At 44.3% G+C, this 12,591-nt stretch carries 12 protein-coding genes; 4 read left to right on the top strand and 8 right to left on the bottom strand.

Annotated features, from left to right (window positions below; genetic code table 11):
• Nucleotides 1-95 precede the first annotated feature (95 nt).
• The gene (locus K370_RS10655) at nucleotides 96-806 is read left to right on the top strand and encodes a cell division ATP-binding protein FtsE (RefSeq protein WP_047541438.1); all 711 of its coding nucleotides are present in this window, start codon (nucleotides 96-98) and stop codon (nucleotides 804-806) included.
• Nucleotides 803-1,702, top strand: a complete 900-nt coding sequence (gene ftsX / locus K370_RS10650) for a permease-like cell division protein FtsX (RefSeq protein ID WP_047541436.1) — start codon at nucleotides 803-805, stop codon at nucleotides 1,700-1,702. Before K370_RS10655 ends, ftsX begins: the two co-directional genes overlap by 4 nt.
• A 152-nt stretch (nucleotides 1,703-1,854) precedes the next feature.
• Here ftsX and K370_RS10645 read toward each other — a convergent pair whose 3' ends face one another.
• The 3 genes from K370_RS10645 to K370_RS10635 form a co-directional block, all read right to left on the bottom strand.
• Entirely contained in the window at nucleotides 1,855-4,119 is a 2,265-nt protein-coding gene (locus K370_RS10645) for a nitric-oxide reductase large subunit (RefSeq protein ID WP_047541435.1), read from the bottom strand.
• Nucleotides 4,120-4,293: 174 nt separating this feature from the next.
• On the bottom strand, nucleotides 4,294-5,499 hold the full coding sequence (gene hmpA / locus K370_RS10640; RefSeq protein WP_047541433.1) for an NO-inducible flavohemoprotein: 1,206 nt from the start codon (nucleotides 5,497-5,499) through the stop codon (nucleotides 4,294-4,296).
• A 94-nt stretch (nucleotides 5,500-5,593) separates the two neighbouring features.
• Entirely contained in the window at nucleotides 5,594-6,064 is a 471-nt protein-coding gene (locus tag K370_RS10635) for an RrF2 family transcriptional regulator (protein WP_047541432.1), read from the bottom strand.
• Between the two features lie 176 nt (nucleotides 6,065-6,240).
• On the opposite strand from K370_RS10635, the gene K370_RS10630 reads away from it, so the two are divergent.
• Nucleotides 6,241-6,798 carry a DNA-3-methyladenine glycosylase I gene (locus K370_RS10630; RefSeq protein WP_047541430.1) on the top strand — a complete coding sequence of 186 codons (558 nt, stop codon included), beginning with the start codon at nucleotides 6,241-6,243 and terminating at the stop codon, nucleotides 6,796-6,798.
• A 54-nt stretch (nucleotides 6,799-6,852) separates the two neighbouring features.
• Here K370_RS10630 and K370_RS10625 read toward each other — a convergent pair whose 3' ends face one another.
• From K370_RS10625 to K370_RS10605, 5 genes are read right to left on the bottom strand one after another with little or no spacing between them, the layout of a single operon-like run.
• A complete protein-coding gene (locus tag K370_RS10625; RefSeq protein ID WP_047541429.1) occupies nucleotides 6,853-7,377 on the bottom strand; it encodes a hypothetical protein in 525 nt (174 codons plus the stop codon).
• A gap of 21 nt (nucleotides 7,378-7,398) precedes the next feature.
• Nucleotides 7,399-8,223: a cytochrome c oxidase subunit 3 gene (locus tag K370_RS10620; protein WP_047541428.1), complete on the bottom strand. Its 825-nt coding sequence runs from the start codon at nucleotides 8,221-8,223 to the stop codon at nucleotides 7,399-7,401.
• An 11-nt stretch (nucleotides 8,224-8,234) separates the two neighbouring features.
• Nucleotides 8,235-9,806 (bottom strand): cytochrome c oxidase subunit I, encoded by a 1,572-nt coding sequence (gene ctaD / locus K370_RS10615; RefSeq protein WP_047541427.1) that lies wholly within the window; start codon nucleotides 9,804-9,806, stop codon nucleotides 8,235-8,237.
• The gene (gene coxB, locus K370_RS10610; protein WP_047541422.1) at nucleotides 9,803-10,990 is read right to left on the bottom strand and encodes a cytochrome c oxidase subunit II; all 1,188 of its coding nucleotides are present in this window, start codon (nucleotides 10,988-10,990) and stop codon (nucleotides 9,803-9,805) included. Before coxB ends, ctaD begins: the two co-directional genes overlap by 4 nt.
• Nucleotides 10,987-11,469: a DUF2244 domain-containing protein gene (locus K370_RS10605; RefSeq protein WP_081977200.1), complete on the bottom strand. Its 483-nt coding sequence runs from the start codon at nucleotides 11,467-11,469 to the stop codon at nucleotides 10,987-10,989. The genes coxB and K370_RS10605 overlap by 4 nt, the downstream gene beginning before the upstream one ends.
• A 249-nt stretch (nucleotides 11,470-11,718) precedes the next feature.
• On the opposite strand from K370_RS10605, the gene K370_RS10600 reads away from it, so the two are divergent.
• Complete coding sequence (locus K370_RS10600; protein WP_047541418.1) at nucleotides 11,719-12,327, top strand: Yip1 family protein; 609 nt, start codon at nucleotides 11,719-11,721, stop codon at nucleotides 12,325-12,327.
• Nucleotides 12,328-12,591: the final 264 nt, after the last annotated feature.

Here is a 12,591-nt window from a genome sequence, read left to right as displayed (position 1 = left end):
TACATTTGGCTTAATTTGATTAAAAATTTTTCATTTACTAAGCGCTATAATATTTTGATGACATATTTCAACCCAGCCTTTACCCAAGTGACCTTATGATTGTTTTTGACAACGTCACCAAACGCTATCCAGGCAGTATCGATGCCATTAGTAACGCGAGCTTTACGATTGAACAGGGCGAGCTTGTTTATGTCACCGGCCATTCGGGCGCAGGCAAAAGCACTTTACTTAAATTGATGGCAGCGATTGAGCGCCCTACTAATGGCACGGTGCTGATTAACAATCAAAACGTCAGTAAATTAAAAGAGGCAACTTTGCCGTTTATTCGCCGCAAATTTGGCTTGGTATTTCAAGATCATAAATTGCTTTATGACCGCAATTGCTTTCAAAATGTCGCCCTGCCATTGGCTATTAACGGTATTACCGGGCAAGAAGCCGCCAAACGTATTCGCGCAGCCCTAGATAAAGTAGGCCTGTTAGGCCGTGAAAAATCCATGCCGATTACCTTGTCCGGCGGCGAACAACAACGCTTGGCGATTGCACGTGCTGTAGTAAGCAAGCCCTCTATTTTAATTGCAGATGAACCAACCGGTAATTTGGATAAGAACTATGCGGAGGACATTCTGGCACTCTTTAAAGCATTTCAACAGGTTGGTGTCACCGTCATTATTGCCACACACGATGCGCTAGGTCGTACCGATGCTGACAATCAAACGGGCCATGAAATTACACATCACGAAAATAAAGTGTTGCATCTGAATCAAGGCAAGCTAATCAATCCGACCAATTCAGAGGTGATTGTATGAAAACTTGGCTGATACACCATATGCAGGCTTTACGGCTAGTATTATCTCGCTTTCAAAAAAACAGACTTGGCACTTTATTGATTTGCTTAAGTATAGGCGTCACGCTTGCATTACCTAGCGTAGCTTATATTATTTTAGATAATCTAAATGGCTTGGTGAGTAGCGTTAAGAGTGAATCACAGATCAGTGTATTTTTAACGGAAAAGCATGACACAGCACTTGTTTCAGGCATTGAAAAAATACTGAAACAAAATCCAGCCATTCAAAATGTAATATTTGTCTCAAAACAAGACGCTCTTGAACAGTTGACGGCAATCGATGCGAATAAATCACTGCTGGATTCTTTACAAGGCAATCCTCTGCCCGATGCATTTTTTGTTGAACCAAAGATGCTGGATGCAACTTCTATTGAGTCGCTTAAAAATGAATTAAGCAAAATACAGGGTGTAGAAACCGTTTTAGTGGATGGTGTATGGATTAAGCGCTTGAACTCACTGCTATTTTTAGGCAAAAAAATCTTAATTATTTTGGCTGGACTACTCGGCTTCGCGCTGATTGCCGTGATTGGCAATACCATCCGCATGCAGGTTTTAACCCAAAGCGCAGAGATAGAATTAAGCCGACTTATCGGTGCAACCAAAAGCTTTATTCGCAGGCCATTTTTGTATGTTGGTGGTTTGTATGGATTAGGTGGTGGCGCATTAGCGTTAATGATTACGTGGGTGATGATACTATTTTTTAATCAAACGATAAAAGCCATCGCTAACAGCTATCAATCCGATTTCAACTTACACTTTTTATCGTTTGCTGAGATTTTAGTTGTTCTAATTATCTCAACTGCGCTGGGCTGGATATCCGCTTATTTTTCACTATCCAGTTCAGCTAAAAGAACATAGGTTTGCCAACTATAATTTTCCCAACTTTAGTCTTCCTAAACGATTAGGCATTGACTCAAGCTTATAATTTGTTGCCAGTTAACTGGTTTAAACATACTTATTCCATAGAGTTTCAGATGCCTCTGCTCTCAAGCAGAGATATCTGAAACTCGTCAGGCTTTACTCCTGAAGGCTTGAAACACGAACAGCACAAATGTGGCCACGCCCACAGAAAATACAATGTCTCCAGGCACTCGTGCCCAAACAAGGCCTTCCATCACGTTGCTATGCATAAACTCTGCCGTTCGTGCATAAGCATAATGATGCTTAATGCTGGCATATGTTTGCCAGAGACCTTGGGGCAGCAAGGATAAGAACGTCATCATCGCCAGACCAATATTCAATGACCAGAATGTGATTTTTAGCAATTTCTGATTCCATTGTTTTACATCCGTCAATCCGCGCATGCAAAAGAGCATTAAACCGATGCCCAGCATTCCATAAACACCAAACAGTGCAGCGTGACCGTGATTGGCTGTAGTAGTTAAGCCTTGCATGTAGTACAGCGCAATTGGCGGATTAATCAAGAAACCGAAGAGTCCTGCCCCAATTAAATTCCATATTAAAACTGCGCTGAAGAACATGAATGGCCAATGATAAGCTTCTTGCCAGAGCGCCTGCTTCTCCATTTTCGCGTGATTGTAAGCTTCAAACCCAACTACCATCAGGGGCACGACTTCCAGCGCAGAAAAGGTTGCACCTAAAGCCATCACCCCAATCGGCGTACCGCTCCAATATAGGTGATGGAACGTGCCCAATACACCGCCACCAAGAAAGATAATGGTGGCAAATAGCACCATAATGGCCGCCACACTCTCACGTAGTATTCCCATGCGCACAAACAGTGTAGAGATGATTGCTGTCGCAAAAACTTCAAATATCCCTTCTACCCATAAATGCACGACCCACCAGCGCCAATATTCCATGATACTAATATGTGTATGCTGCCCCCACATCAGGCCAGCTCCGTAGAGCAGGCCAATGGATATCGTTGACACGATGACTAAAAACACCAAGGAGCTACTAGATTGCTGGCGTAAAGCTGGCCATAGCGCGCGTAAGACCAATAGCACCCACAACATAAGGCCAATAAACAGATATATCTGCCAGAAACGTCCAAGATCAATATATTCATAACCTTGATGCCCGAACCAGAAGTTAACCTTGAGACTATCAATAAAACCATGCACTGCAAGCCATTGCCCAGCAAACGAACCAACCACAATCAACAGCAAACTAATAAAGAGAAAATTCACCCCAAAGCGCTGGAATTTAGGTTCATGGCCTGATAATAACGGCGCAACATACAAACCTGTCGCAAGCCACGCGGTTGCAATCCAAAGTACGGCCAATTGCGTATGCCAAGTTCGAGTAACTACATAAGGCAAATAATCGACTAATGGCAGGCCATAAAGTCCCTGGCCTTCGACTGCGTAATGCGCAGTAATGATGCCCAGTCCGACTTGCGCGGCAAATAATAAGGTAACAATCCAGAAATATTTGGCAGTAGCACGCATGGACGGTGTAACAATCACATTCGCCAAACTATCTGTTTTTGCAAAACCCGTTTCTGGCTCTAAATCATTACGCCAATCATCGTATTGGCGCGCGTAATACCAAACCAAGCCGCCAATACCGGCCAGCAAAAGTAAAATTGAAACCAGACTCCACATCAGCACACTTGCGCTTGGTGTATTACCAACCAGCGGGTCATACGGCCAATTGCTGGTGTAACTTATATCATCATCAGGCCGATTGGTGACAGCGCTCCAGGAGGTCCAAAAGAAAAACGCATTCAGCGCATGAGCATCTTCATCATTAATAGTGGAATAAAGCGGAAATGCATAGTCGCGCCGTAAATCTAAATACGTATCATCACCTTGAAAAAGGCCGCGATAATGTTCAGCAACTTGGCTAACAGCCTTTGCACGCTCGGGGCTTACTGTGATTATTTCGCTATCAGGACTATAGGTATTTTTGCGCAACTCCTGCCGCAATAGCACTTCATTAATCGCTTTTTGTGAATCAAAGGTAGCGTTGCTTTGTGTATTTTCCCGCACGGAAATTAGTGTTAACAAAGCCTCGGCTTCGCGATGCAACCAATCAGCGCTCCAGTCTGGTGCTAAATAGCCGCCATGCCCCCAAACTGAGCCTTGCTGCATGCCACCTAATGATTGCCAGACATTCTGGCCGCTCTGGATGTCGCCACGCGTATAAAGAACTTCGCCTGCGTTGGTTTGCACGCTAGCAGGAATAGGCGGTGCCAGATGGTAAATTTCGCGGCCGTAATAAAGCAGCACTGCGAACATGACAATCATGCTACTTGCCAATATCAGCCATAAACGTTGAATCGTAAATGTGGTGGTGTAGCTTTTCATACCTCTCCCCTTGATGATTTTTTATACGCCGCCTTATACATTTACCTCGCCATTTTAGGCATTAAATGTATCAGTAAAGCACTAGGCTCAGCCAGTTCCAACTCAACAATTAGTAGATTATATGTAAATTATTTAAATAGAAACTGGGGCTTTAATTCTAAACTTTAAGATTAGTTAAAATAACTCACTAAGCAAATCTGGCCCGAATACTTCTTTATGGATATTGTGTTTTGCTACGCCAGCTTCTGTTAACTGCTCCTTCACGCACTTCATGAATTCCGTAGGTCCGCAGAGATAGAACTTTGTACTATCACTTTCCCACTCAGGAAAATGCTCAACGTGCATACGGCTGTAAAACTCGTTAGGTATATTTTCTCCATCATTAACCACACCATCAAAGAAAGTCTGAACTTCTAAATTTGGCATCACTTGCAATACTTGCTTAATATCATCTTGATGTGAGTGATAATCTTTGCTTTGTGCTGCATGGGCAAAAATAATCTTTTGTGTCGGATTCACTTCAGAAAAATGCTTTAAGGTAGCAATCATTGGGGTAATGCCTACGCCACCAGAAATTAGAACCAGTGTTTCATCTGCCTGTACTTCAGGCGTGAAATCACCTGCGGGTTGCCCTACAAATAATGCATCTCCTACTCTTAAATGATCATGCAACCAATTAGATACGCGCCCTGCCGGACTTTCTGTTTGATAGGACTCACGCTTAACTGAAATTCGATAATGCTGGTTAGAAGGTGCATCTGACAGGCTATATTGCCTTAGTTGGCGCGAGCCATCAGAAAAGTCTACAGCCACACTGACATATTGCCCTGGCTTAAATGGAGCGAGCGGCATGCCATCAATGGAGACTAATTCAAATGACTTTACTAATTTACTTTCTTGCTTGATATTTTTTACTTTGAGTTTAGTTAAGTAACCTGGTGCGATAGACGATCGTTCATACAATGCTTTTTCGTGCGCGATAAGTGCATCTGCCAATAAGCCATAAGCCTCAGCCCATGCATCCAATAATGGCTGCGTTGCAGCTTCACCCAATACCTCTTTAATAGCGCCAAGCAAATGCCAGCCTACGATGGGATAATGCTCTGGCAAAATACCCAAAGAAACATGTTTGTGCACAATCCTGCTGATAACGGGCGCTAATATTTCTGGATTGCTGATATTCGCCGCGTAAGCAAAAACGGCCGCCGCCAGAGATTGCTGCTGTACACCTTGGGCTTGATTTCCCATATTGAATAGATTTTTTAAATCAGGGTATTCAATAAAAAGATTTCGATAAAATGCCGTTGTGATGGCAACACCATGTTGCCGCAATACAGGCACACTGGCATCAATATAGGGTTTTGACGCTTCTGATAACATTTAGCACTCCTTTTTTTAATATGTATTTAAAATACCACTTTTAAATCAAAATAAAGAGCAGCACTCCGACCACTCTATTTTTCGACCGCTCTAATTAATGGATTGTGGATTTATCCAAATATATTTCCATGAAACTCTTCTGCATGTTAACAATCTGTTTTGTTGCTAATCCATGCGTTACATCTGCCAGTGTGTGCCGATCAAGCACATTAAAAAAAGCCTCGTAAGCTTCAGCAAGTATCAACCTTAATTCGCATCCATTTTTAAGTCTGCAATTCAGCTTTTCACAATCAATGACTTCTTGATGACCTTCAAGCACTCTTAATACTTGCCCAATACTAATATCGGCTGGCTCTACGGCCAGACACAATCCGCCTGAACGTCCTCTGATAGCGGCAACCCACCCGTTTTTAACCAGTTTACCCGCAACTTTGGCCAGGTGATTTCTTGGAATAGCAAACTGACTAGACACTTCTGCCAAGGTAATTGCCGGCGTTTCTCTGCGCTCGTGAGCAAGATACATCAAGAGACGTAAGCCAATATCTGAAAACTGAGTGAGTTGCATCGTTTAAGAGTGTATATAAGTTGCATTTAAAATGCAACTTATTAAATAGCACTGGCGGATGTGTTTTAGACTGGACATTATGCAACACAACAAACTATTCAAAGCATGGTGCAATTCTGAAACAGAATATGCGCTGTATAATTTAAGTAGATATTTTGATAGAAGCTTACATTGAAATGAACCTGACTAAAAACCATCGCTGTGTATGGGCAACCAATAACGAACTCATGCAGAAATATCACGATGAAGAATGGGGACGACCACAGCATGACCCGCGTATGCTGTGGGAAATGCTAATGCTAGAGGGATTTCAGGCTGGACTCTCTTGGATTACGGTACTTCGTAAGCGAGAGGCATTCCGCAAGGCTTTTGCTGACTTTAATCCAGTGGCTGTTGCTAGTTTTAATGAAGATGACATTAAACGCTTAATGGATGATGCAGGAATTATACGTGCGCGAGCCAAAATCGAAGCAACTATAGCTGGCGCAAAGATTTATTGTGAAATGATTAAACAAGGAGAAAGCTTTAGCGACTTCTGTTGGTCTTTCACAAATGGAAAAGTGATAGTTGGTGACGGTTCAAATATGCCAGCAATGACACCGTTATCTGAAATAATATCAAAAGAATTGAAACGCCGAGGATTCAAATTCGTCGGCCCCACAATTGTCTATGCCTGGATGCAAGCAGTTGGTATTGTGAATGATCATTCTGCAGATTGCTTCTGTCGCCAATAAATGTATTAAGCTATCAATCAGTTAGCTGATTGATAGCTGTATCTAAACTGAGGATTATGGAAATATGACGTGGTCAGTAGGCCAAGTGCCGCTATAAGCAGCTTCGGGATGTTTTCTTTCCACCAGTGCTCGAATCTCATTAGCTCGATGAAAAGGCACTAATACCGTCATCAACACTTTTCCTTCAGAAATTTTCTTTTCAAATGGCTTGAGGTGCGTGATGGGAACCGTGGTGGCCACCACTGCAGTCCACACCGCCCCACCGATAAAACCTAGCAATGTACATATTCCTAATGTAAGAAAAATTGGCAATGGTTGCGTATGACCCCATACTGATACACTCACTACAACCAACCCCAACACCAGTCCTAGCAATGCCCCTACTCCAACGCCAATCTCCCAGTCTTTAATCAGGGCGGAGCGCGCTGATGCAATCACCCCGGGCAAATCGCCCATCCTTGTGCCAGGCCTAGCAAGAAAATGAATACGCTTGGCGTTGATGCGCGCTAGTAATAGGTCATCTAGCGTTGAATGTGCACTAGCAACATCAGGCAATATAAAATATAGTCGACGGTTCATTTTGATACTCCTTATTCAGACTTAAAGCCAATAAACAAACACAAACAATAACAACCAGACCACGTCTACAAAGTGCCAATACCAGGAAACTGCTTCAAAAGCAAAATGGCGTTTTTCTGAAAAATGCCCGGCAATCACACGACCTAAAATCACGACCAACATAATGACGCCTAGCGTGACATGAGCGCCATGAAAACCAGTCAGCATGTAAAATGTTGCGCCATAAATCCCAGTCTTTAGACTGAAGTCGGCCAAGAAATATTCGTACGCCTGTAGCGCAATAAATATCACTCCCAACAGAATGGTGAGCGCCAGCCCGATTTTCAGTTGCAGACGGTTATCTTTTTTAAGACCCCAGTGCGCCCAAGTCACAATCGCACCAGAACTAAGCAATATCAGTGTATTAATGGCGGGAATACCCCATGCTGCCATAGGAGTAAACGATGCAAGTGAGCCCGGCCCGGCAGTCGGCCAAGTAGAGTTGTAGCCAGGCCACAGCAGTGACGCCTGCCCCAGCCAGGGTACGGCGAAATAACGTGCGTAGAACAGTGCGCCGAACAGGGCGGCAAAAAACATGACTTCGGAAAAGATAAACCAGCTCATGCCCCAGCGATAAGAAACGTCCACTTGGCCGTTGTATCTACCTGCAATGCCCTCTCTAATCACCGCACCGAACCATCCGAACAGCATAACTGCGAGTATGACCGCTCCGGCCAGCATCAGGTAAGAACCTGCAGGCATACGTTGTAGCAGAAGCAAAAAACCACTAGCCAAAGTCAACAAGGCAACTGAACCTACGATAGGCCACCAGGACGGAGCGGGTAAATAATATCGGCTGGTATCCATGACATATCCCTTTATCTAATTACCGGTGCAGTTTCAAACGTGTGATAAGGTACTGGCGAAGGCAACGTCCACTCCAACGTGTCCGCTCCATCCCAAGGTTTTTCACCAGCTGGCATACCTCCACGAATACATTTGACTACGATGTAGAGAAACAGTAGTTGACTAGCCCCCAACACGAATGCGCCGATGGAGGAAATCATGTTGAATTCTGCGAACTGCAAAGCATAGTCTGGCACTCGGCGCGGCATTCCCGCCAGTCCGGTAAAATGCATGGGGAAGAACGTGATGTTAAAGGCTATAGCAGTCAGCCAGAAATGCCACTGCCCTAGCGTTTCGTTGTACATATGTCCAGTCCATTTTGGTAACCAATAGTACACGCCAGCCATGATAGACATCGCCGCACCAGAAAATAATACATAGTGGAAATGCGCCACGACGTAATAGGTATCTTGCAATTGAATATCCACCGGCACCACCGCCAGCACCAACCCGCTGAAGCCTCCTATCGTAAACAGACAGATAACTGCTACGGAAAACAACATAGGTGTTTCAAAAGAAATAGCGCCTTGCCACATGGTGGCAATCCAGTTGAATACTTTTACACCGGTCGGCACCGCAATCAGCATTGTGGTGTACATAAAGAACAGCTGCCCAGCCGCAGGCATACCCACGGTAAACATATGATGCGCCCACACCACGAACGACAGGATAGCAATGGAAGCGGTGGCATACACCATAGAGTGGTAGCCAAACAAGGGCTTGCGCGAGAAGGTCGGAATAATGGTGGATAGAATGCCGAACGCCGGCAGGATCATAATATAAACCTCAGGATGACCGAAGAACCAGAATATATGCTGAAACATCACAGGGTCGCCGCCCCCTGCAGCATTGAAAAAATGGGTACCAAAGTGACGATCTGTTAATAACATCGTCACTGCCGAAGCCAGTACCGGCATTACCGCGACCAGCAGATAGGCAGTGATTAACCAAGTCCAAACGAACATCGGGATTTTCATCATGATCATACCAGGCGCCCGCAAATTGAGGATGGTGGTGATAATATTGATAGAGCCGATGATAGACGACAGCCCCATGATATGTATGGCGAAGATGGTCATATCGTAGCCAATACCACCCTGAATATATAGTGGTGGGTACATGGTCCAACCACCTGCTACGGCACCTCCCGGCACTAAGAACGAACCAAGCAGTAATAATGCTGCCATTGGCAACAGCCAGAAACTCCAATTATTAAGGCGTGGGAAAGCCATGTCTGGTGCGCCAATCATCAGCGGAATCTGCCAGTTAGCAAAACCGACAAAAGCAGGCATGATGGCGCCAAAAATCATAATCAGACCATGCATGGTCGTGAGCTGGTTAAACAAATTAGGCTGAAAGAATTGCAGTCCTGGTTCAAACAACTCAGTGCGGACTAACATCGCTAACGCCCCTGCGAACAGAAACATGGCAAAACTAAAGCACAGATACAGCGTGCCGATGTCCTTGTGGTTAGTAGTCGTTAACCAGCGCCTAATACCGCTAGGATGATCATGTTCATGGGAATCTAATGCAATGGCTGTCATTTAGCTACTCCTTTTCGTAACGCGGCGACCTCAGCTGGCTGAATCGTATCGCCAGTCTTGTTACCCCAACTATTGCGTTCGTAACTAACAACGGCAGCAATGTCAAAGTCAGACAGTTGCGCTGCCATCGGCTGCATGGCTGTACCTGTGATACCATTCATTAAAATATCCAAATGCCGCTCTTTGCTACCTAGCACCACCTTGCCATCTTTCCAGAATCCACGCTCAGCTAAAGGAGTGGTAACCCCTGCACCCGCACTGAATGGCGCACCATCAATCAGTGGCGGGAACATGCCTGCAATACCTTGCCCATTGGCTTGATGGCAGGCTGCGCAACGGCTTAAATATACTTTCTCGCCATGCATTGTTAGTTCCGCTAGTGTATAAGTCTTGCTGCTTGTACTGGAAGTTTCGGCTAGGCTGATTTTCTGGGTTTTAAGCCAGTCATCATATTGTTCCGGTGGTAGTGCTTCCACGACAATAGGCATGAAGCCGTGACCGACACCACACAATTCTGCACACTGGCCACGATAGGTACCAGGTTTTTCTACCTGAAACCATGCCTCATGAATAAAACCAGGAATGGCGTCCTGCTTAACACCGAACTGCGGTAACCACCACGAGTGAATGACATCCGCAGAGGTCAGTAAAATACGCACTTTCTTTCCAGTGGGCACCACCAGTGGCCTATCAACCTCCAGCAGGTAATGCGCACCTTTCACCACTTTGTTGTCGATTTGGTCGCGCGGTGTACCTAGATTGCTCACGTAACGCACACCCTCACCAAGGTACTCGTATTCCCACATCCATTGATGACCAGTGACTTTGATATTCATGTCTGAATGCTCGACATTTTTCATCGCCAATACTGTTTTGGTCGTTGGAATGGCTATACCGATCAAAATTAAAAAAGGTATCAGTGTCCATATCACTTCTAGACGAAAATTCTGGTGAAAATGCGATGCTTGATGGCCTGTCGACTTGCGATGCTTAAAAAGTGCATAAAACATGAAGCCAAACACTACAAAAAAAATTAGCAGACACACTAGCAGGATAAGCGTATGCAGGTTATAAATCTGATGGGCGATTGGAGTAACGGGGCTTTGGAGATTAAAGTTAAGTGCCGCTTGCGCCTGACCAGTTAGCAAACTTAAGATTACGGCTTGGGGAGGAAGTTTTTTCATGTCATAAACCCACCCAGTATAGGTCGTAACTGACGCGCCAGTTTTAGACGCTCATCACTTGTCATGTGGCGACCAAACTCGACTTCACACCCGCTTGATCGTAATACTAACCACCGGCAATAGCCGCCTGGCATACAATCCAGCACCAATCGGGTCCAGTAGCCACTGAGCTTTACACACCTGTCCCGCCCCAGCTCATGTATTTGGACAACAACCTTGTCATCATCTATGATCAGTTGCTCATAATCCCCAGCATGCAGCAAAACATGATAAAAGCAATAACCTAGTGTCAATAGTTCAGCTCCAGCAAAAAACAATACTGGCCAAGCACCAATGAACACGAATACTAAGGAAAAACTCAGGGAAATTAAGGCAATAACGGAAAAGACACGCAGTGTGCCCGCAGGTGACAGCGAACAGTTGGGTCTGACGGTCACTGAATAATGCACAGGTGACGTCGTTCCGCTTATATCGACCATGATGCACCTCGCTTTACAAGGGTAAGTGCTGTGTTATCTATTTGGTGCCGTTTAGCAATTACGGCCTAGTGTTCAGTTTTTTTTATTGTTCCAACTAACACAACCTTTTTCTATCGACAGTATATTAGTAGATAGGTTCAAAAACTGCATATTAATCTTACTTAAAGTGTAAACTAATATCAATTAGATAGTGCTTACATATTACATGGCTGTTTACCGTGTTAAGTTTTACGGAAAGGGTGGATTATCATGAACCCGTTAACTTTATTTTGGTTATTCACGACACCAGTTAAAGGCTGGAGTCGCCTGGTACATAGCAAACCGTCCATTCCCCAGCTTTACTTGGCACATGTTGTTCCGTTTTCGCTGCTGCCAGCACTGATGGTGTATCTTGCCGGTAATATACATGGCGGACAACTAGTTCAAATTTTATCGTTATCACATGAAAAGTTGTTATTGGTTGCCTTCATTTTGTTTGTCATTGAACTAATAGTTGTACCAGTGATGGCTATCATTATTCGTCAACTTGCGGAGGTGGCAAATTTTCAGCCTAGTTACCATGAGGCCTTCATGCTCGCAGCAGTGGCCCCGACACCACTGTGGATGGCTCCGATATTCCTAATCATCCCCAACGTGATGGTTAACTTGATTGTAACGGCAATAGCCATGATGGCCGCAATTGGCCTGATTTACTATGGTATCCCAGTAGTATTTCGACTGAAAGAGAAAGGCCGCGCCATACTCATGTTCGGCGCGGTGCTGACGGCAGGAATGGTCGCTTGGGTATTTCTTGTAATATCAACGCTGGTGATACTGGGTAGCATGCAAAACCTGCAGTTAGCAATGCCATTCCTCTAAACTTATACAATAGTAGATGAAATGATATAAATCTTTGTTTTGAACGTATTCCTGCAAGATAAGTTGGACAAAAACAACTTAAATGGGCAACGTGGGATAAACATTTAATCAAACATATATTTACAATTCAGCTACAGTTATTTAGCCGACATACTTAATTGTTCACGACTTTCAATGTCAAAAAATAAAATCTTAACACTTTGAAACTTTTCGTCACTAGCACTCTCATAACCAGAGTGCTAAAATATTATTTCAGTAATTACT

This window comes from Methylotenera versatilis 7 (genome assembly GCF_000799165.1).
Classification (GTDB): domain Bacteria; phylum Pseudomonadota; class Gammaproteobacteria; order Burkholderiales; family Methylophilaceae; genus Methylotenera_A; species Methylotenera_A versatilis_A.
The sequence above is the reverse complement of the archived record's forward strand: the minus strand, read 5'-3'. Positions and strand labels throughout refer to the sequence as shown.

Coding starts and splice junctions, on each gene's coding strand:
- K370_RS10655 (WP_047541438.1), top strand. CDS start 96: ATGATTGTTTTTGACAACGTCACCAAACGCTATCCAGGCAGTATCGAT.
- ftsX (WP_047541436.1), top strand. CDS start 803: ATGAAAACTTGGCTGATACACCATATGCAGGCTTTACGGCTAGTATTA.
- K370_RS10645 (WP_047541435.1), bottom strand. CDS start 4,119: ATGAAAAGCTACACCACCACATTTACGATTCAACGTTTATGGCTGATA.
- hmpA (WP_047541433.1), bottom strand. CDS start 5,499: ATGTTATCAGAAGCGTCAAAACCCTATATTGATGCCAGTGTGCCTGTA.
- K370_RS10635 (WP_047541432.1), bottom strand. CDS start 6,064: ATGCAACTCACTCAGTTTTCAGATATTGGCTTACGTCTCTTGATGTAT.
- K370_RS10630 (WP_047541430.1), top strand. CDS start 6,241: ATGAACCTGACTAAAAACCATCGCTGTGTATGGGCAACCAATAACGAA.
- K370_RS10625 (WP_047541429.1), bottom strand. CDS start 7,377: ATGAACCGTCGACTATATTTTATATTGCCTGATGTTGCTAGTGCACAT.
- K370_RS10620 (WP_047541428.1), bottom strand. CDS start 8,223: ATGGATACCAGCCGATATTATTTACCCGCTCCGTCCTGGTGGCCTATC.
- ctaD (WP_047541427.1), bottom strand. CDS start 9,806: ATGACAGCCATTGCATTAGATTCCCATGAACATGATCATCCTAGCGGT.
- coxB (WP_047541422.1), bottom strand. CDS start 10,990: ATGAAAAAACTTCCTCCCCAAGCCGTAATCTTAAGTTTGCTAACTGGT.
- K370_RS10605 (WP_081977200.1), bottom strand. CDS start 11,469: ATGGTCGATATAAGCGGAACGACGTCACCTGTGCATTATTCAGTGACC.
- K370_RS10600 (WP_047541418.1), top strand. CDS start 11,719: ATGAACCCGTTAACTTTATTTTGGTTATTCACGACACCAGTTAAAGGC.